This window comes from Pseudarthrobacter chlorophenolicus A6 (assembly GCF_000022025.1).
GTDB classification, from domain to species: Bacteria; Actinomycetota; Actinomycetes; order Actinomycetales; family Micrococcaceae; genus Arthrobacter; species Arthrobacter chlorophenolicus.
The window spans coordinates 286,829-302,475 of the sequence record NC_011879.1 but is presented as its reverse complement, the minus strand read 5'-3'; the positions used below and the strand labels follow the sequence as shown (position 1 = coordinate 302,475).

Here is a 15,647-nt window from a genome sequence, read left to right as displayed (position 1 = left end):
GTTGAGCATGGATTCTTACGGATCCGTACACATGAGGGCCATGGACATCTACGCCGAACCCGCGGCAGACAACACCGCCTCGCGCCCTTACGGAGACGCCACCTATCAGATCGTGGACCAGGCCGCGGGCGGGGTCGTCGCATACTGCCACTCGGCCAGCGCCTCCCGGATAGTGGCCGCACTCAAGGAGTACGACCACAGCATTACCGCAGCCACCGATCTCGGGACGCTCATTGAAGCTCTGGCTGCCTGCGATCCGGCTGCCGAAGTGCTCCTCGACTACGGCGGAACGCTGGCGCAATTCGGCAAAGCCACATACTGCCGCAGCTGGCACAACGACCTGGCACTCACCCCTGACGGCACCGATCCCAAGACCGCGGCCCAGCTGCTCGACATCCTTCGCGACATCCGCGCCAACGGCTTCACCCGCCCAGGCGTAGAACGCTCGGCTCATGACGGGACCGGAGTATGGGTAGCCAAATACCGCGAGCCCAGCAATCTGCACATCGTTGGGATCCGCAATGATGGACCCTCTGTTGTCGTCCTGACCGAAGAGCGCCCCTGATCCGGGACTGGGTAGTCCCGGGCCTTCCTCCGCACACATTGAGTCCATGGAAACCCAAAAGCTCCCCGCCTTCGACATCAACCACCACCGCTACGTTGCCCAGAAAGCCAAAGAGGGTCGCGCCCACCAGCACATGCTGGAGGCCTCCCAAGAAGCTCTCCTCGCGGAAGTGGAACGCCTGACTTACCTGATTTCCCCGGCCAAGCTCAAACAGCCGGCCATAGGCGAGCAGGTCGAGGCGTCTACTGTCGTCGCCGTAATTGCCGCCCTCGCCAAGCAGCCCCGCAACGCCGCTGTTCTGGTCGAGTACTACGGCAGCAAGTCCCATCCAGGGGAGATCAGTTCGTACCGCGGCTATCACGATGAGCTGAGGATCGGTCCACAAGGCCGCGAGCCCAAAACTGTGGCCGATGTCCTCAAAGACCTGCGTCGCTTCCGCAAGAACGGCATCACCGGATACAAAGGCGGGGACTATCCGGTCACCGACAGCACCGGCCTTTGGGTTGCCTACTATGGCGAGTCGAGTCATCAGCACGTCGCCGGCATCCGCGTGGACGGCGGCGTTGTGGTCATTGCAACCGAAGAGCGCGACTGGTAAGCCGCTCTCGGATTCACCAAATTCACCAGATTCACCCACTTTCACCTCGCCGGTGGACGGGCAGCGACTCCGTTTCCTCCGCACACATGTGGTGCATGGAAACCTCAACCGCCTCAGCAACCAACCTCGAAGTCGTCACCGACCTGGTCATGAAGCGCCAACTCGTCGAAGTCCCGCGCGACCACATCAAAGACATCGTGAAGATGGTCATGGAATGCGCCGACGAGGCTGCCGGCCCGGCCCATCAGCCGAAAGTCCGCCGGATAAACGCCACTATCCGGCACATCTCCTGCGAACCGGTAGGCCACGGCTATTGCGACCGGGTCAGCTACGTAACCAGCGGGGACGGCGACGCCGTGCACGGTGGCAGCGCCTTCACGCCCCCGAGCGATTCATTGGAACCGACAGTCATGAGCACGGCGCTCAGCCGCCTGCTTGGGCACAACGTGGCCCTCTGGGTGACCGACGACGAGTTCTTCCACATGCCCACAATTGTCCAGTTCAACGACCTGGGGAAGCCGGAATGAAACTGACCATGGTGGATACCACCTGGGACCGTTCGCTGGAACGCCGCTGGAACCTCACCGACGCCGAGCCGGTCCTCACCCACCCGCTGTACCCCACGGTGGAGTTCGTCCCTGCGGACCTGCGCATCTGGTGGCAGCTCAGCGGGGGCCGGAGGCCGGAATCTTGCCGGAGTCATGCCTGGCCGGCCAAGAGAGAGGACCGGGACCGCAATTTCGCTGCCTGGGATGCTGACGGCGGCCGGTACCCGGCTGCCATGCCGCAGTGGGTGCGGGAACTGGCGGACGTGGTCCGCGCCGACCTTCACAACAACAAGACTTCCGCGGACACCGGGGCTTCCGACTTCTGGGGCTACGGCCTTAGCCGCCGTTGGACGATCGAGGACGGTTCCCCTGTCGGTGACAGGCGCGGCCGCCCATTCACCCCGGTCGACCTGGACATTTGGTGGAGCTTTTACCCGGACCGGCCCGAACGGGACCACCGGTACAACGTCTATTCACACTCGGCCGGCCGCAGCGACCGCTCCACTGCACAGTGGGGCGGAACCCGCCTCCGGCACGATCCTGACCTCCCGGAGTGGGTCGGCGACCTGGTTGATGCCCAGCACGAGGAGCTGGCCGCATACGCGATGGCCTCCACGGCGGAGCGGAATGCCGCATGACACTTCCTCACCCCGACAAGTCCCAGCCAAGTCCCTGGAAGAACTGGCCCGAGCACTTGCCCCAGCCGGCTGCTGTCCACTCCATAGAGAAGGTCGACGACGAGACACGGAACGCCTACAAGATCACGATGCCCAACGGCGCCACCTGTGCGCTCTGGTGGGTCATCAACTCCTGGGACGGCGACTACGAACTCGACCGAAGCCCAGGCGACTGGACCCCATACGGTCTGGCGTTCGATGAGGAGGCAGGGCTCCTGGACGGCCCTGGAAGCGACTGTGTTTACGAGGCCGTGGAGGAATGGGCCCGTCAGGAGCGCGGACGGCCGTGCCCGACGTGCCGTTGTTCCGGCCGCGTGCTGGGTGTGAACACGTCGAAGGGGCTCGCGTACCTCCTGTCCCCCAAGTACGAGTGGGAAACCTGCCCGACGTGCCTTGGCATGTCTCTGATACCGCACCCGCCCGCCTAACCAGATTCCTAGCTACCCGTGGGTAGGCTGATTGAGGAGCCCGCCCACATGGTGACAAATGCACACCCCGACGGAGGACCTTTGAGCATCGCCATGAACGACATCTCCAGCCTGTACCGCTCCATCAACACCACCCGCGACGCGAAAGAGCTGGCCGCGATGCTGCTCCACCCGGAACGGGAACGCCCGGCTGTGGTCGTGTCCACCACGAAGAACGGTCCGCTAATCAGGCCCGCCGACCTGGCGAAGCGACTCGGCCCCGACGCCGACGTCTATCTGCTGGGCTCAGCCAGCCTCGCCTACGACTTTCAGGACGCGATGCCCTGGGACACTTCCGTGTACGGCGGCGCGGCACGGTGCTACCCACCGGGCAACTCCTGGGCGAACAATACGGCCAAGTCCATGGTCCGCCTGGCCTACACCGAAGAGGAAGGTCGGGCAGCCATCTCCTTGCTGGCCGATGATGTGGCAGCCATGGAAGCCCTCGTTCCGGTGAAGGTAACTACCACCAGCGCTCCACGGCCGACCGTCTCTGCCGCCGTCGAAGGGACCGTCTCCGTCATCCTGGAACCGGACGGTGTGCTTATCAAACTCGAGGACGGCATTGCCCGCATCGACACCTCGCTGTTGGCGCCGGGAATCAGCCCGCAGCGTCTGTTCAGCCCCTCCCAGAAGGTCACTGGCACTGTTCGCGACGGGATCTTCACCATCACCGAGGGACTGCATACACCCGGGGACGCCGCCGACCACGCTGCCCGTGGAACCGTGCAGCCGGCCCTGGTCACATCCCACAAGACCGTCGCACTGTTCCCGGGCCTGTCCGTGCGCCACGCGAACGACGAGCCGGTCGGTTCGGTGATCGCCGTCCATATCGAACTCTCCGGCCGCGCCGACGGCAAGGCGTGGAAACTCGGCACCGTCACCGACCCGGACGAGATAACGGACGCCCTTCCCTTCGTGATCGGCGGGGACCCCTGGATCCGCTGGGAGCCATCACCTTCTGCGCCGCCGGCAGCCGAACCCACGGGTGCCGCCGGCATACAGGCACCCGATACCGCAGAGCGGCAGGACGCTGTTGACCCAGCCGACATCGACCCGTTCACCGCCCTCGACGCCGTCCGGTCCCGGCTTGAACATCTGTCCGCGGAAAACGCGCGCCTGAGCGGCGAACTCGAAGCCCTCCTGCTGGACTCCGTCGCAGAGACGGACGCCGCGCCACTGCCCTCACCAGCGCTGGGCGGTGCCGAGCTGGAGCGCCTCCGCTCCCAGGTCGCGCTGCTGACCCGTGAGCGCGTGGACATGCTGCGCGACCACCGTCGGGCGATGTCCGATGCTGATGAGCTTGCCGCCGAGAACGCCCGCATGGCCCACACGATCGAGCGGCTGCGGGAAGACGTCCGCAAGGAACGCGCCCGCGCCGACCGCGCCAGGCAGATGGCCAGGGACATCGATGACGTCGCCGACACCGGTCCCCTCTTCAGCGACCCCGAGGACCAGTTCCGCCACGAGATCTATCTCGAATGGGCAACCCGCATCCCGGCCGGCTCCAAGTCTGACTCTCCCCTGGCGGACTACGGATTCGCTGAGGGGTTCCTGGCCTCGGTCGAGGAGATCCAGGGCATTGACCGGTCCAAGATCGTAGCCGTTGCCGTCGAGGTGCTCACAGGGCTGGCCGACGCGCTGCCGGGCCGGGACATGCACCGCCTGCGCGGCGGCATCTCCGGAACGTCATCGTTCGTCGAGGACCCGGAACTGGGCACCGCCTGGCGGGTGGCATTGCAGGTGAAGACCGCCTCCGCCCGGCGCATGCACTTTTGGCGCGGAACCGACGGCAGGATCGTCTTCGCGACCGTCGGACTGCATGACGATATGGACATCTGAGACAGAGCACGCCGGCACGGGGAGGGGCCGGCCAGGTTCCGCACACATGAGGGCTTATGAGAACCCTTGACCGTAATTACCTGGCCGCCCACCCCGCCGGCGACGAGCCCGCCAAGTTCAGCGTCACCATTGACATCCCCTCTTCCATGGAGGTGCCCAACAACCCTGACGGCACCCGCCCGAGGATCACCGTTGACGCGGTCTCCGACACCTACGCGAACCTGCTCGGGCTGCTCAGCTACGTCCACGATGAGGAAGTTCACGACAACGTCATGGCCATCCTCCTCGAGAACATCGACGAGGAGAAGCTGGAGGGGTTCGGCTCACTCGAAGAAGCGGCCCCCGTCATGCGCCACGCCGCCGCGGAAATTGTCACCCCGTTCCGCACCTTCACGCTGTCCCTTTCCCTGCAGACCGAGGCCGATGACGAAGTAGTCTCCGAGGTTAGTGGACAGCTGAAGCTGACCGCCCCGAACATGATCAGCGCCGCGCAGGCTTTGAGGTCCATGACCAGGCCCCACGTGCTTACCGACATCGCGATTTCCTTCTGCCCTGAGACTGAAGACGACGACGAGTACGCAGGAAGCAATGAGGTCCTGGTCGTCTCCTGACGCCACCGCCGAGGACCCGTTTGGCCTTCTATGGGCGGCGTGTCCTCACGTGTGTCTGGAATGGTGAGGAAGCCCGCATCCGCCGCACACATGACGTGCATGGCAAAGATCAGCACTCCCAAAGACCTCCGCAACCTCGTCAAATTAGCTGAATCCCAGGGCTGGGAATTCGACCGCACCAACTCCGGACATGTGAAGTTCTGCTCGCCGTACCGGGAAACCCCGCCGGTCTTTTATTCCGGAACCCCCGGCGACCGCCGCGCCCACAGCAACCTACTGGCCAAGCTCCGCCGCGCCGGACTCGACATCCCCCGCTCGTTCGCCTCCTGAAGGCGGACGGCTCAAGCCGAAGGCCGATATGACCAACATCCCGCTCGACCCCGGGTTTTTCGAATCGCCCCACGACTACGGCAACGTCTTCGTCCAGGGCGGCACCGAAGGTCTCGTCATCGTGCCCGGCGGCAAGAACTACAGAACGGCCTTCGTGGAGTGTGCCACCGGCAACTCCTTCATCCGCGGAGAAGGCCTCACCCTGGCCGAGGCCGATGACGCCTGCTGGGCCAAGCTCCAGGCTTTCCTGGAATGTACCCAGCACCTGTGGGAAGCCCGTGGCTACAGGAACGGCGGAGGCTTCTGCAAACTCTGCGGCCAGTTCGGGGCCAGAGTCTTCACCGCCGAGCAGCTGGACATCCGCTGCACCGTCTGCGGAATTCCGACCTTCCATACAATGACCGGGGATGAGATGAGCGAAGATACCCGCTGCGAGGCTCACGACCCGAAATGGCCATACTTCGTCGGCTACCTGCAGGCCTCACCCACCCGGCGGCAGGACGAGACCTCCCGGGCCATGTACACCCGGCTCAACAAGGTCGCCAACTACGGAGCCCCCGAGGATCCTGACGCCCTGGAATGGGCATATGCCAACCTCGACATGACCCGCGCACCCCGGAAAGAAACCCCATGACCTCTGTTTCCGTCCATGACGTCGTCGCCTTCCTGCTCGCCCAGGCACGCGGGCACCTGAGCACGTCTGCGATCCACCGCATGACCTACTACGCGCAGGGCTGGCACCTGGCCTCCGCCGGCACTCCCCTGTTCGCCGAGGAGATCCGCATCCGGAAGACCGGGCCAGTAGCGCACGCACTGTTCCCACTCCAGAAGGACGGGTGCACGGAGGATTCGTGGCCCGCCGGCAACGCCCACGCCATCACTGGTCACTCCGCGGAGATAGTCAGCTACGTCTTCAACTCCTACGGTCACATGTCCGGGATCAGCATGGGCGAACTGGCCGGCAGGGAGGCCCCCTGCATCTTGGCGATGGCACGAAAAACCGCCGAGGATCCAGAGCCGGTCCTCGACCTGGCCGACATGAAGGCTTTCTTTAAGGCACTCGACGACGCGCCTGACGACCAGACCGCGTACGCCAACAGGTTCATGGCCCGGTACACTGACGAAGCCCTGCGGGTCTGGCCATGACGGCGCCGGCGGCCGAGACAACAGGGCACACCCTGATCGGCCCCCGCTACGCGACCGCATCCCTGCCGGACGACGACTACGCCGGGTGGCACTGGAAATGCAGCTGTGGTGCCCAAGCCAGCGCCTGGATCCAGAACTGGCCGGAGTCCGCAGATGAAGCGCGCGAGGAATGGCAGCTGCACTTCGAGTAGCCCCTGCCGGTGAGCGTTACGGCCGCCGCCCCACACATGAGGGGCGACCTCGTCCTTTTTCACGACCAGGTTCCAGCCGCGGACCTTGGCCGCTGCGATAAAGTCAGCGTTTTCGATCGGGAGCATCGCAGTGACAGTTTCAACGGTGGCGAGAGGGCGCACGGCTTCGAGGGTTTCCATGCCCCTCGGGCGGTCTTGAGGACGTGGCCGTGGAGGCCGTTGAAGGTCTTGGCGCCGCGTGGTTCCAGGAAAGCGAAGCGGGGATCGGCCACCGCATGCGCGGCATCTACTCCCAGGGCCTGGCCATGGGCAAGTGACTGTCGATCTCAAAGTAGACGACCCTGTCCCCGACGGCCGGCCAGCCTGTTCCCGGAACTGGAATCCCTGGCCGAGGGCGAAGACCTCGCCACCGTGCTCGGAGTGACGAAGTACGAGAAGCCAATCCCCGCTGAGATCGCCGGAACGGTGTCCGGCGAGTTTCCTACCCGGTTCGCACCCAGGACCGGTGCCGAGCGCGTCCAGAACCTGACCGATGTTTTCACCGAACTCCGCGCCGACTACGACTGGATTGCCACCGAGAAGGTGGACGGTGAGTCCACCACCTTTATCAACGACGGCGGAGTCTTGCGCGTTGCCGGCCGCGAGTGGGAGTTCTCCGCGCCGGCCAGCCCGGCTGAGGCCACTGTGCCGTGGAAGATCGCCGCAGAGTACAGCATCCTTGACCGGCTCCCGGTCGGGTACACCGTCCAGGGTGAACTGTACGGCGCCGGCGTCCTCGCCAAGAACACTCTCAAGGAAGCCGGCAAGAAGTTCCTCGCCTTCAACCTCCTGCGCGATGGCGTGTTCGTGCCCCGGTCGGAATGGCCTGCTGCCATCGAAGAGATCGGCACACCGGTCCTGGACCTGGAACTGCCCGCCACCGTCGATGAGGCCCTCGCGCAGGTGGAAGGCATGAAGTCCGCCCTGAATCCCGCGGTCATGGCTGAAGGCATCGTCTGGCACAACACCGCCGGCACCCGCATCCCCGAGCTCCAGGGCCGGACCGGAATGAAGGCCATCAACAACAAGTGGCTCGTCAAGCACTCCTAGCGAAAGGCTCCCCGATGGCCAATCACAAAGTCACCACCGAAACCGCTGGCGACTCCGCCCGGGTCACCGTCGATGGAGTCCTCTGGATGAGCATCTCCGACGGCCACATCACCATCCGCCTGGCCAACGACGGCGTGTACGTGGAACGCGATGAGGAGGTCAACGGCATCACTATCGCGCCCTACCACCCGAGGCTCGCTTATGTGGCCCCGGAACTCCGGGACCAGATGCGCGCCGAATTGGGTCTGCAGTGAGGGGTTCCAGTGCCCGTCACCGGATACGCGCCGCTGCTGCCGGATCGAAGGCATGGACACCTCTCGGTGGGGCAGGACCGCTGCACGATGACTTCCGGCACAGCCAAGGCTGGCTGCTCCAGCTGGCCTACACCGAGCACGGCGAAATCGCCTCGGCGTCCCTTGGTCGCTGGGAGCCAAATGGAACCCCGTCCGAAAATCTCGCCGCGGTGCTCAGGGTCCTGGCCGAAGTCAAGTAGCCCGGGGAGCTAGCCCGCGTCTTCCGCACACATGGCGTGGAGAACACTCCCGGCCCGGAAGGCAGCACCATGGCACACCCCCAGTTCACCGTCGAAACCGTCGGCGGCTCCACCCAGGCGACTATCGAAGGCCTGATGCAGCTGACCATCCTTGAAGACGGTTCCGTGCAGATCAACCTCGCCGGCAAGCACGTCGAGGTGGAGCGGAGCGGCTTGCAGTACATCGTCCGGCCCGAAGCCGACTCCGCACAGTTCGGCGCTGAAATGGCTATCCCAGCATGAGCGACTTTTGGTGGGGAGTCCTGGCGCTGCCCATCGTCGTAGTGATGCTTGCAGTAGCCGCTTCGGCCTTCTTTGGGGCGTGGCTGCTCTACGAGAAATGGTCCGCCGGAAGATGGGCAAGGCTTCAGGAGATTCGGGTTCCGGAAAAGGTCGGCCGCAATGGAGGCTTTCAGACATGGACTGCCGCCCACAGCGGCAATCGTGGCGGATACCTTTCCATGCTCCTCGCCGGCGGCCGCGGGTTCCGCTTCCGCCTGACGCCGCGCATCGCTGTCCTGTTTGTCAGCGCCGGAAAAACCGACATCGAGCGAGCCAAGATCATCCGCCGCGCCCTCGACTCAGCACTCGAAGAGGCTGCCAGGTCCCAGGATGAGGCGGAGACCACGAAAGGATAGCCTCCGGAGAGGTTGGCCGATTCCTCCGCACACATTGCAGGTATGGACATCGCCCTCATCTTCGCCACAGCCATCATCGCGTCGCTGCTCACCTGGTGCCTCACCGGCCGCAGGCAGGCAGCCGATGCCGCGGGCTACTTCGCTGCTGTCTGGCGTGAAGGCTACCTTGCCGGTGTCTCCGACCAGGAGTACGCGGCGTTGGTCGACTTCAGCCACGACGGCTACGGCAAGGTCGGTCCCAACCGCGCCAACCCATACCCCGGCGACGAGAAGCAGGCCCAGCATGCGTGACCCGCTGGCTCCCCGGCAGTTCGTCCTGGCCCAGGACATCAAGGCCGGCCAGACCTTCGTGCACGGCAAGGGCGGGAAGCACTGGACCGCGCTGGCCGACGCCGACACCACCAACATGCGCAAACATGGCCGCACCGGGGATCTTCTCGTTTCCGTGCCGGTCTCCTCCCGCGGCACCGCCCAGGGCATGCCCCTCGGCGTCCCGCTCGACAAGATCGTCCGCATCGTCCGGACACCAGCGGCAAAGGACTAACCATGGAATCAACCACCGTCGGACTGTCGATTCTCGACAGCGAATCCGAAGACTACGACCAGCTTCCGCCAGCACCAGTTGCGGCCGCGCTCCTGATCGGCACCGCACTGTTCGCGATACCTGTAGCGATCGCGAGCATCGTCCTGGTGCCTGCCGCCATCGCAGGGCGAGTGATCGCCGAGCGCTTCCGTAGATAGCTGTCGGGAAGGGCTCTCTCCTCCTCCGCACACATGAGAGCCATGAGCACAGAAGCAGCCACCCAGCCGATCCTCCCCTCCATTCCTGAGACGGAGCCCCCGATCGGCACCGTGGCGTCCTTCCACTACCGCTTCGCATCCGGCGGCGGCACCTCGACAGGCATCATGCTGCACACCGCTGCGGGATGGACCTCCAGCGCCGGCAACATCCCCTACGACACATTCAGCTGGGCCTACCTGACAGACATCGAAGCCATGAACGCCGCCACCCAGCAGCGCACCCCTGGCTCCACGGCAGTCCGCACCGCCTTGGAAGTCCGCATCCACGCAACCCCGCCGCAGGATCATGTCGGCGACCGGGCCCGCCTGGTCAAGCTCCAGCACGCCGTCTACGGCGCCGCGGAACGACTCGGCATCCAGACCGAGGGCGCCTCCCACACCGAACTCGTCACCGCCATTGAAAACCTGGCCTTCATCGCTCGGAGGGCATAATGCTGCGTGCCGGATCAGTAGCTGCCATCGACGAAAAAGGGGCCAAGTACGCCGAGGTCTGCAACCTCGGCTGTCCCCACGCCGTCACCCCGGTCACCCGCCGCTCCATCACCATCGTCGAAGAAAAGAAGGTCCGGGACCTGTTCAGTGAAGGGTGGGGCAGCACCGGCCCGCAACCCCCGAGCCTCCCGGCATTCCGTGCCGTCGACGCGGACGGCACCGAGTGGCTCCGTGACTGGGACGGCTGGGTCAACGACCGCCCCGGATCCTGGAAGACCGCGGACGGCCGCCGCGCCGAGACCGCGTCTACCGTCGATCCCGCCGTCACCTACGCCGGGCGCCCCTCGGACGTGTACAAGTTCACCGACCTGACCGCCGCAACGGAGGCATGATGCAGACCAACACCACCGGCCGCCCGAGCGACCGCCCCCAGCCATGGAAGCCGCCCGCCGAGACCCCACACCGGCCCGCCTGCGCCACTGGCAAGGACATCATCGCCCAGACGCTGGTGACCCACTGGCCGCGGCCGGCAGTCGCCGATGGCCGCACTGTCGTTATCGACTGCATGGGCACGGGTTGCGGCTTCCAGTCCAGCCACGTCGACCTGGTCGGAGACGACGCCATCTGGGCCGAGCACGCCTACCATGTCGCTGACCTGCTGGAGGCAGCCGGCGTCGCCGAGACAGCCGGTGTTGCAGACGCTGAGCGCCTGCGCCTGGCGGACAAGCTCGACGAAGAAGTCGCCCACCGGCGGACCGCCGGAAGGTTCAGGTGGAGTGATGAGACAAATCTCGGCTGGACCCAGGCAGCCAACCACCTTCGCCACCCAACGGCCACCAAATAACAAAGGAAAACCGCTATGACAGCGTCACCGGCAGCCACTGAGGCGCCCGCCTACAAGCCCTTCGACGTCGTCATCTACGACCGGGAAGATCGCACCGGCCTGTACTTCCTGCCCGGGACACTCGCCGAGAAGCCGGCCGGGAACTGGGGCCACATCTGCGTTGGCCGACCGCGGCTCCGAACCCTCACCGACGAGGAGCTGGCTGCCATGTACTGGCACGCCCGCTACTTGCGGATGAAGGGCCAGGGAAAGCACGTCGACACCGAAGGAAAACTCGTTGACGAGGCAACCGTGCTGGAGCGGTTCTACCGGCGCCCCGCCGTCTCCTAGAGGCGGCTCAGCAGCTCGGCCTTCTTGGCGTCGAACTCCTCAGCGGTAAGGACTCCCGCGTCCCGGAGTCCGGCGAGCTGGGCGATCTGGTCCAGAACGGTCGGAGCCGGGGCCGGGGCCGCTGCGGCAACCGGGCTGTGCCGTGCCGCAATAGCCTGCTCAAGCACATCACGGAAGGCCAGGAAGGCAGGCTCCTGGTCCCGGATGAAGACGATGGAGTTCTCATCGCCGGCAGCGTCGAAGGTCTGCTTGCCGAACTCGCTGCGCCGTTCATTGCTTCCCGGCAACGTGAACTGGATGAACCCGCTCATCACGGCCCCTGCAGGCTTGATCTGCACGGCCGAGATGGAGGCCAGCGGGACCCTCTTCACTCCCTTTCCGACGGAGAGCCGACCCAGCGCCCCTACGTGCTGGATGGTCAGGAACTGGCCATCAAAGGCGCAGTAGCCACCGACTCCGACGGCAAGAAACGACTCTGCCGGGATCCCGTGCTTCGCCCGGTACTCGGCATCACCTCCACCCTTGGCACCGGCGACCGCGGCAATGACAGGTCCGGAGCTCACCAGGAGTCCGGCGGGAAGCTTCTCGGCCAGCTTCTGGAGGTTCTTCGGCTGGTTGCTCCCCTGGCCTTCGATGTCCCAGACAACCACGGCTCCATCGCCGTCAGCGAGAACCGTTCCAGTGTATTTTCCGGCGAAAGTATTGCTCCGGAAGGAGAAGGGCGACTCCACCAGGATCTGGTTTTCCGACCCAGGGTTGGCTTTGAACTTCAAGGCCTGGGCCGCCGCGAGGATGTGTTCCGTTGCCGCTGCCGGGGTTGCTTGAAGAACCCACTGGATACTCTGCTGTTTGCTCACGCGCTGACTCTAACAACACTGGACCCACTGGCAACACGGGGAGACCGAGTATTTCCTCCGCACACATGAGGACTATGGAAACCTCCACGGACCTGCACAGTGCCCTCCGGGCAGCGATCCACGCGCCCGGCGTCGTCACCAAGTCTCAGCTTGTTGCCCTGCTGAAGAGGTTCCCGGAACCCGAGGCCCCGGCGGAGAATGACCTGGTGATCCGGAATGGAATTCTTTCCGTGGACCGCCGCGAATGCACCTGCGCCGCCTCGGCCTGGGACGCCCCCGAAGGCTGCACCCACGAACATCACTGCGGGCTGGAGCCGCTGCTGGACATTAGCCTTGCGCTGGAGCGGAGCGGCTACCGTGCCTGAGCGCAAGGAACTGTCCGCGGCGTGGGTTGCCGGGGCAGAGGTTCCCGCCGACATCTTCGGGGATGTGGACTCCTCGGATTGCCCCTACGATGACCCCGACCTTGCTGCCGCCTGGCGCGATGGCACCGAAACCCTCCGCGACTGGGACGGCCGCGCCGACCTTGCCGCGAACCCCTACAACGACTGAGGACACCATGACCATCACCGCGAACCCGGACAACATCCTCTGGGTCGATTATGAGGCCACCGGCCTGATGAGCGATCCGTTTACCGTCCCGCTGGAGGGTGCCGCCATCATCACCGACGGCCAACTCAACGAACTGGCCGTCCTCGAAGGCATCACCATTCACGCCACCGAGGAGGAGCTCGCTTACATGGGCGACTTCGTCCGCGATATGCACACCAAGACCGGCTTGCTCGACAAGGTCCGGGCCTCCACGGTCACTCGCGACCAGTTCGACAATGCACTGGCAAGCTTTGCTGCCCCGTACTTCCCCACCAAGGGTGAAGAACTCGCTGACGGCACCAAGTACCGGGGCATGGTGATCGGCGGCAACTCCGTGAAGTTCGACTTCGATGTCACCGAGAAGTTCTTCCCGCAGACCCGCAAGAACATGGACTACCGCGTCATCGACATCTCCGGCCTGGGCGAGCTCGTCCGCCGCTGGAGCTATGACTACTGGAAGGCCATGCCGCCGAAGCTCAGCGACCACACCGCGCTCACCGACATCCGCGCAGGCGTCAACGAACTGCGCTACTACCGGGCAGGAATGCACCTGCTCGCACCGCAGTAAGACCAGCTGCCGGCTTCGGCCCGGCGGCCCCGACGTCTGGTAGCTCAATCAGGTGAGGGCGAAGCAGGGCAAAGGGCCGGATTCTAGATCCTCCAGGCACCGCCGACATGCCAGCTCCAGAGCACCGGGAATGGTCCCGGAGATGAGGTTCAAATCCTCCCAGCCGACAATAAGAAGGGCCGTCCCGGTGAGCCAGGGCGGCCCTTCCGCACACATGGGGTCCATGGAATCCCAGCAACTCACCCTTGGCGGCCTCGTGGAGGCACTCGACGCTGTCCCCGGCGATGCCCACCTTTACGTGTCCGCTTTCGGCAGCGCCAACCGGCTCAACGGACTTTTCCGCCACCGCCCCTTCGCCGACGGCCTCGCCCTCGTCCCGTCGCTGCGGGAACACGACGGCTCCGCCACGGTAGGGGCGTACGTCGAATACCTCCGCCGGGTCGCATTCGGCGTGGCCTACCGGTTCACAGATGGCCGGGCAGATGAATTCCTCACCGGCTGGGATACACCCGTCTGGGTTTCCACCCGCCATCAGCTGAGCTTCAACGCCGTCACCGGAGTCGAGATGGTCAAGGGCTTCGCCGTCATCCGCACCACCAACGTGGCCCCCGTCCAGGGTCCCTCCATCCAGCGCATCTCTGACGAGGAAGCCATCAACCGGATGCGGGTTGAGCACCTGCAGCGCACAGGTGAGGACACCGTCTTCGCGCCGGCCGTCGAACGGCAACTCCTCCGATTCGTCATCAAGGACCGCAGTGATCTCCTGCACCGTCTCGACGAGGCGCGCGAAGACCTTGCCTCGTTCGAGAAAAGTCTCCAGGCGAAGAAGGACCTGGTCACCAAGCTCGAACAGGAGGCCGTCCGCAACGACTACCTGCTTGGGATCCGCGATGACCTGCCCGGCAACACACTTGAGAGGCAAGAGCATGCACGCTGACGAGAACACTTTCGCTCCCCTGGCTGTCGCCGGCGACGGCTTCTACGACGCCTACCTTGCGCTGGAGCCCGGACCCCACCTGCGCTTCCCTCGACATGACCACCACGACCGGATCCACGCCGCGGTGACCCTGAAAGGCGCGGACCTTGAAGGTGGCATGCGCGACGGCCGGAGTTCGTTCGAGCTCAACGCCTATGCCCCGCGGGGTGTCGTCGAATCCGACGGTGACCGCTGCATCTTGGCCACCCTCGAATTCCTCTCAGTGAATCTGGAATCGTCTAGCGGTGGCCGGTTGCACTTCACTGGACTGCTGACCGGCGCCGAGACGTACCCGCAGGACGTTCACGACCGTATCGCCGCCGGCATCCCGCTCACGGAGATTGCCGAGTTGCAGGGCGACTACGACAGCATTCGGTACCTGCCACCCCGCTACATCCCGCTTCGGGACTACTTCGGCTGGATCGCAGACGTCCGGCTCATCCCCCGCCCGGTCAACGGCTAAGGCCGCTGCGAAGCTGCCTGGTCCCCGCTGTAGATGAAGGCGAGATCGTTCAGTGTCTGCAGGGTCAGCAGATGCCCCTGTTCCAGGACCACCTCGCTGCTTTCCGGAGATCGGGACGTGAGCATCGTGCCGAGGTCGTTGCGCACAGCCGTGGCCTTGAAGAAGATCAAAGAGACCGCCTCAAGGGCTGTTCGAACGCCCGCCCGCTCCCGCCACAGCCGGGACTTCCACGCAAGAATCCTGGGCGCTGCGGGCAGTCCGGCCGGCGCCGTGTGGAGGTCAACGAAAACCTCAGGCAGCCATCCCTGCTTCGTCTCGGCCCAGCGGTAGCCTACGGAAACCGGGCCGCGTTTTCGTGAGGCGTAGGTAGCGGTGACGTTGAGGATTTTCCGGGTGTCGTCGAGCACGGTGTAGCCCAGCCTCACGTCCCGGAGTTGCTCGTGCTTGCACGCCTGGATGAATTCCTGCACCGACTTGTCCCAGAGACGGTCCGTCACGTCGTTTTCCATAGTCCCCTACCCCCGCCATGAACGATACCGGCCGGGACTGAC

General features: G+C 64.8%; 30 protein-coding genes and 1 pseudogene. 28 read left to right on the top strand and 3 right to left on the bottom strand.

The genetic code is table 11. The features are described 5' to 3' along the window. Window positions 1-31 precede the first annotated feature (31 nt). The 11 genes from ACHL_RS21925 (at window position 32) to ACHL_RS21875 (ending at window position 6,975) form a co-directional block, all read left to right on the top strand. Complete coding sequence (locus tag ACHL_RS21925) at window positions 32-565, top strand: hypothetical protein (RefSeq protein WP_012623321.1); 534 nt, start codon at window positions 32-34, stop codon at window positions 563-565. A gap of 46 nt (window positions 566-611) precedes the next feature. Next, complete coding sequence (locus ACHL_RS21920) at window positions 612-1,163, top strand: hypothetical protein (protein WP_012623320.1); 552 nt, start codon at window positions 612-614, stop codon at window positions 1,161-1,163. 95 nt (window positions 1,164-1,258) lie between these two features. After that, complete coding sequence (locus ACHL_RS21915; RefSeq protein ID WP_012623319.1) at window positions 1,259-1,690, top strand: hypothetical protein; 432 nt, start codon at window positions 1,259-1,261, stop codon at window positions 1,688-1,690. Further along, window positions 1,687-2,349 carry a hypothetical protein gene (locus tag ACHL_RS21910; RefSeq protein WP_012623318.1) on the top strand — a complete coding sequence of 221 codons (663 nt, stop codon included), beginning with the start codon at window positions 1,687-1,689 and terminating at the stop codon, window positions 2,347-2,349. Before ACHL_RS21915 ends, ACHL_RS21910 begins: the two co-directional genes overlap by 4 nt. Continuing rightward, window positions 2,346-2,816 (top strand): hypothetical protein, encoded by a 471-nt coding sequence (locus tag ACHL_RS21905; RefSeq protein ID WP_012623317.1) that lies wholly within the window; start codon window positions 2,346-2,348, stop codon window positions 2,814-2,816. The genes ACHL_RS21910 and ACHL_RS21905 overlap by 4 nt, the downstream gene beginning before the upstream one ends. Window positions 2,817-2,864: 48 nt before the next feature. Next, entirely contained in the window at window positions 2,865-4,697 is a 1,833-nt protein-coding gene (locus ACHL_RS21900; protein ID WP_012623316.1) for a hypothetical protein, read from the top strand. 56 nt (window positions 4,698-4,753) lie between these two features. Beyond that, window positions 4,754-5,308, top strand: a complete 555-nt coding sequence (locus ACHL_RS21895; protein ID WP_012623315.1) for a hypothetical protein — start codon at window positions 4,754-4,756, stop codon at window positions 5,306-5,308. Between the two features lie 99 nt (window positions 5,309-5,407). Further along, window positions 5,408-5,638, top strand: a complete 231-nt coding sequence (locus tag ACHL_RS21890) for a hypothetical protein (RefSeq protein ID WP_050767211.1) — start codon at window positions 5,408-5,410, stop codon at window positions 5,636-5,638. A gap of 28 nt (window positions 5,639-5,666) precedes the next feature. Next, window positions 5,667-6,272 (top strand): hypothetical protein, encoded by a 606-nt coding sequence (locus ACHL_RS21885; RefSeq protein WP_012623313.1) that lies wholly within the window; start codon window positions 5,667-5,669, stop codon window positions 6,270-6,272. Continuing rightward, window positions 6,269-6,784, top strand: a complete 516-nt coding sequence (locus ACHL_RS23600; protein WP_012623312.1) for a Panacea domain-containing protein — start codon at window positions 6,269-6,271, stop codon at window positions 6,782-6,784. Before ACHL_RS21885 ends, ACHL_RS23600 begins: the two co-directional genes overlap by 4 nt. Then, window positions 6,781-6,975, top strand: coding sequence for a hypothetical protein (locus ACHL_RS21875; protein ID WP_012623311.1), 195 nt, complete (start codon window positions 6,781-6,783; stop codon window positions 6,973-6,975). The genes ACHL_RS23600 and ACHL_RS21875 overlap by 4 nt, the downstream gene beginning before the upstream one ends. A 57-nt stretch (window positions 6,976-7,032) precedes the next feature. On the opposite strand, the pseudogene ACHL_RS24965 reads toward ACHL_RS21875, so the two are convergent. Next, window positions 7,033-7,155: pseudogene (locus ACHL_RS24965) on the bottom strand (hypothetical protein); the annotation flags it as partial. Window positions 7,156-7,395: 240 nt separating this feature from the next. On the opposite strand from ACHL_RS24965, the gene ACHL_RS21870 reads away from it, so the two are divergent. The 12 genes from ACHL_RS21870 to ACHL_RS21820 all read left to right on the top strand — a co-directional run bounded on the left by ACHL_RS21870 (window position 7,396) and on the right by ACHL_RS21820 (window position 11,641). Then, entirely contained in the window at window positions 7,396-8,064 is a 669-nt protein-coding gene (locus tag ACHL_RS21870; RefSeq protein ID WP_157672514.1) for an RNA ligase family protein, read from the top strand. 14 nt (window positions 8,065-8,078) lie between these two features. Next, entirely contained in the window at window positions 8,079-8,318 is a 240-nt protein-coding gene (locus tag ACHL_RS21865; protein ID WP_012623308.1) for a hypothetical protein, read from the top strand. Then, window positions 8,315-8,557 (top strand): hypothetical protein, encoded by a 243-nt coding sequence (locus ACHL_RS24385; protein ID WP_139187287.1) that lies wholly within the window; start codon window positions 8,315-8,317, stop codon window positions 8,555-8,557. The genes ACHL_RS21865 and ACHL_RS24385 overlap by 4 nt, the downstream gene beginning before the upstream one ends. 69 nt (window positions 8,558-8,626) lie before the next feature. After that, window positions 8,627-8,839, top strand: coding sequence for a hypothetical protein (locus ACHL_RS21860; RefSeq protein ID WP_012623307.1), 213 nt, complete (start codon window positions 8,627-8,629; stop codon window positions 8,837-8,839). Beyond that, on the top strand, window positions 8,836-9,234 hold the full coding sequence (locus ACHL_RS21855) for a hypothetical protein (RefSeq protein WP_012623306.1): 399 nt from the start codon (window positions 8,836-8,838) through the stop codon (window positions 9,232-9,234). The genes ACHL_RS21860 and ACHL_RS21855 overlap by 4 nt, the downstream gene beginning before the upstream one ends. A 42-nt stretch (window positions 9,235-9,276) precedes the next feature. Then, window positions 9,277-9,525 (top strand): hypothetical protein, encoded by a 249-nt coding sequence (locus ACHL_RS21850; RefSeq protein ID WP_012623305.1) that lies wholly within the window; start codon window positions 9,277-9,279, stop codon window positions 9,523-9,525. Continuing rightward, window positions 9,518-9,778, top strand: coding sequence for a hypothetical protein (locus ACHL_RS21845; RefSeq protein WP_012623304.1), 261 nt, complete (start codon window positions 9,518-9,520; stop codon window positions 9,776-9,778). The genes ACHL_RS21850 and ACHL_RS21845 overlap by 8 nt, the downstream gene beginning before the upstream one ends. Before the next feature lie 2 nt (window positions 9,779-9,780). Beyond that, window positions 9,781-9,975: a hypothetical protein gene (locus tag ACHL_RS21840; RefSeq protein ID WP_012623303.1), complete on the top strand. Its 195-nt coding sequence runs from the start codon at window positions 9,781-9,783 to the stop codon at window positions 9,973-9,975. A 42-nt stretch (window positions 9,976-10,017) separates the two neighbouring features. Continuing rightward, entirely contained in the window at window positions 10,018-10,467 is a 450-nt protein-coding gene (locus ACHL_RS21835) for a hypothetical protein (protein ID WP_043795079.1), read from the top strand. After that, window positions 10,467-10,859, top strand: coding sequence for a hypothetical protein (locus ACHL_RS21830; RefSeq protein WP_012623301.1), 393 nt, complete (start codon window positions 10,467-10,469; stop codon window positions 10,857-10,859). The genes ACHL_RS21835 and ACHL_RS21830 overlap by 1 nt, the downstream gene beginning before the upstream one ends. Continuing rightward, window positions 10,856-11,311 (top strand): hypothetical protein, encoded by a 456-nt coding sequence (locus tag ACHL_RS21825; RefSeq protein ID WP_139187286.1) that lies wholly within the window; start codon window positions 10,856-10,858, stop codon window positions 11,309-11,311. The genes ACHL_RS21830 and ACHL_RS21825 overlap by 4 nt, the downstream gene beginning before the upstream one ends. A gap of 15 nt (window positions 11,312-11,326) precedes the next feature. After that, entirely contained in the window at window positions 11,327-11,641 is a 315-nt protein-coding gene (locus ACHL_RS21820; RefSeq protein WP_012623299.1) for a hypothetical protein, read from the top strand. Here the strand turns inward: ACHL_RS21820 and ACHL_RS24765 are convergent. Continuing rightward, window positions 11,638-12,498 carry a DUF4429 domain-containing protein gene (locus tag ACHL_RS24765; protein WP_012623298.1) on the bottom strand — a complete coding sequence of 287 codons (861 nt, stop codon included), beginning with the start codon at window positions 12,496-12,498 and terminating at the stop codon, window positions 11,638-11,640. The genes ACHL_RS21820 and ACHL_RS24765 overlap by 4 nt on opposite strands. 74 nt (window positions 12,499-12,572) lie before the next feature. Here ACHL_RS24765 and ACHL_RS21810 point away from each other — a divergent pair, with 74 nt between their 5' ends. The 5 genes from ACHL_RS21810 to ACHL_RS21790 all read left to right on the top strand — a co-directional run bounded on the left by ACHL_RS21810 (window position 12,573) and on the right by ACHL_RS21790 (window position 15,096). Beyond that, window positions 12,573-12,863: a hypothetical protein gene (locus ACHL_RS21810; protein WP_012623297.1), complete on the top strand. Its 291-nt coding sequence runs from the start codon at window positions 12,573-12,575 to the stop codon at window positions 12,861-12,863. Continuing rightward, window positions 12,856-13,050: a hypothetical protein gene (locus ACHL_RS21805; RefSeq protein ID WP_012623296.1), complete on the top strand. Its 195-nt coding sequence runs from the start codon at window positions 12,856-12,858 to the stop codon at window positions 13,048-13,050. Before ACHL_RS21810 ends, ACHL_RS21805 begins: the two co-directional genes overlap by 8 nt. Before the next feature lie 7 nt (window positions 13,051-13,057). Next, entirely contained in the window at window positions 13,058-13,657 is a 600-nt protein-coding gene (gene orn, locus ACHL_RS21800; protein ID WP_012623295.1) for an oligoribonuclease, read from the top strand. Between the two features lie 223 nt (window positions 13,658-13,880). Then, the gene (locus ACHL_RS21795) at window positions 13,881-14,594 is read left to right on the top strand and encodes a hypothetical protein (protein WP_139187284.1); all 714 of its coding nucleotides are present in this window, start codon (window positions 13,881-13,883) and stop codon (window positions 14,592-14,594) included. Then, window positions 14,584-15,096 carry a hypothetical protein gene (locus ACHL_RS21790; RefSeq protein ID WP_012623293.1) on the top strand — a complete coding sequence of 171 codons (513 nt, stop codon included), beginning with the start codon at window positions 14,584-14,586 and terminating at the stop codon, window positions 15,094-15,096. Before ACHL_RS21795 ends, ACHL_RS21790 begins: the two co-directional genes overlap by 11 nt. Here ACHL_RS21790 and ACHL_RS21785 read toward each other — a convergent pair. Then, window positions 15,093-15,593, bottom strand: coding sequence for a hypothetical protein (locus ACHL_RS21785; RefSeq protein ID WP_139187283.1), 501 nt, complete (start codon window positions 15,591-15,593; stop codon window positions 15,093-15,095). The two genes, ACHL_RS21790 and ACHL_RS21785, sit on opposite strands and share 4 nt — an antisense overlap. Window positions 15,594-15,647: the final 54 nt, after the last annotated feature.

Bases quoted from the DNA above. Each gene is read 5' to 3' on its own strand.
- ACHL_RS21810 (WP_012623297.1), top strand. From the start codon at position 12,573: ATGGAAACCTCCACGGACCTGCACAGTGCCCTCCGGGCAGCGATCCAC.
- orn (WP_012623295.1), top strand. From the start codon at position 13,058: ATGACCATCACCGCGAACCCGGACAACATCCTCTGGGTCGATTATGAG.
- ACHL_RS23600 (WP_012623312.1), top strand. From the start codon at position 6,269: ATGACCTCTGTTTCCGTCCATGACGTCGTCGCCTTCCTGCTCGCCCAG.
- ACHL_RS21895 (WP_012623315.1), top strand. From the start codon at position 4,754: ATGAGAACCCTTGACCGTAATTACCTGGCCGCCCACCCCGCCGGCGAC.
- ACHL_RS21875 (WP_012623311.1), top strand. From the start codon at position 6,781: ATGACGGCGCCGGCGGCCGAGACAACAGGGCACACCCTGATCGGCCCC.
- ACHL_RS21820 (WP_012623299.1), top strand. From the start codon at position 11,327: ATGACAGCGTCACCGGCAGCCACTGAGGCGCCCGCCTACAAGCCCTTC.
- ACHL_RS21835 (WP_043795079.1), top strand. From the start codon at position 10,018: ATGAGCACAGAAGCAGCCACCCAGCCGATCCTCCCCTCCATTCCTGAG.
- ACHL_RS21925 (WP_012623321.1), top strand. From the start codon at position 32: ATGAGGGCCATGGACATCTACGCCGAACCCGCGGCAGACAACACCGCC.
- ACHL_RS21865 (WP_012623308.1), top strand. From the start codon at position 8,079: ATGGCCAATCACAAAGTCACCACCGAAACCGCTGGCGACTCCGCCCGG.
- ACHL_RS21795 (WP_139187284.1), top strand. From the start codon at position 13,881: ATGGAATCCCAGCAACTCACCCTTGGCGGCCTCGTGGAGGCACTCGAC.
- ACHL_RS21825 (WP_139187286.1), top strand. From the start codon at position 10,856: ATGATGCAGACCAACACCACCGGCCGCCCGAGCGACCGCCCCCAGCCA.
- ACHL_RS21850 (WP_012623305.1), top strand. From the start codon at position 9,277: ATGGACATCGCCCTCATCTTCGCCACAGCCATCATCGCGTCGCTGCTC.
- ACHL_RS21910 (WP_012623318.1), top strand. From the start codon at position 1,687: ATGAAACTGACCATGGTGGATACCACCTGGGACCGTTCGCTGGAACGC.
- ACHL_RS21915 (WP_012623319.1), top strand. From the start codon at position 1,259: ATGGAAACCTCAACCGCCTCAGCAACCAACCTCGAAGTCGTCACCGAC.
- ACHL_RS21890 (WP_050767211.1), top strand. From the start codon at position 5,408: ATGGCAAAGATCAGCACTCCCAAAGACCTCCGCAACCTCGTCAAATTA.
- ACHL_RS21855 (WP_012623306.1), top strand. From the start codon at position 8,836: ATGAGCGACTTTTGGTGGGGAGTCCTGGCGCTGCCCATCGTCGTAGTG.
- ACHL_RS21830 (WP_012623301.1), top strand. From the start codon at position 10,467: ATGCTGCGTGCCGGATCAGTAGCTGCCATCGACGAAAAAGGGGCCAAG.
- ACHL_RS21840 (WP_012623303.1), top strand. From the start codon at position 9,781: ATGGAATCAACCACCGTCGGACTGTCGATTCTCGACAGCGAATCCGAA.
- ACHL_RS21905 (WP_012623317.1), top strand. From the start codon at position 2,346: ATGACACTTCCTCACCCCGACAAGTCCCAGCCAAGTCCCTGGAAGAAC.
- ACHL_RS21900 (WP_012623316.1), top strand. From the start codon at position 2,865: ATGGTGACAAATGCACACCCCGACGGAGGACCTTTGAGCATCGCCATG.
- ACHL_RS21860 (WP_012623307.1), top strand. From the start codon at position 8,627: ATGGCACACCCCCAGTTCACCGTCGAAACCGTCGGCGGCTCCACCCAG.
- ACHL_RS21790 (WP_012623293.1), top strand. From the start codon at position 14,584: ATGCACGCTGACGAGAACACTTTCGCTCCCCTGGCTGTCGCCGGCGAC.
- ACHL_RS21885 (WP_012623313.1), top strand. From the start codon at position 5,667: ATGACCAACATCCCGCTCGACCCCGGGTTTTTCGAATCGCCCCACGAC.
- ACHL_RS21920 (WP_012623320.1), top strand. From the start codon at position 612: ATGGAAACCCAAAAGCTCCCCGCCTTCGACATCAACCACCACCGCTAC.
- ACHL_RS21845 (WP_012623304.1), top strand. From the start codon at position 9,518: ATGCGTGACCCGCTGGCTCCCCGGCAGTTCGTCCTGGCCCAGGACATC.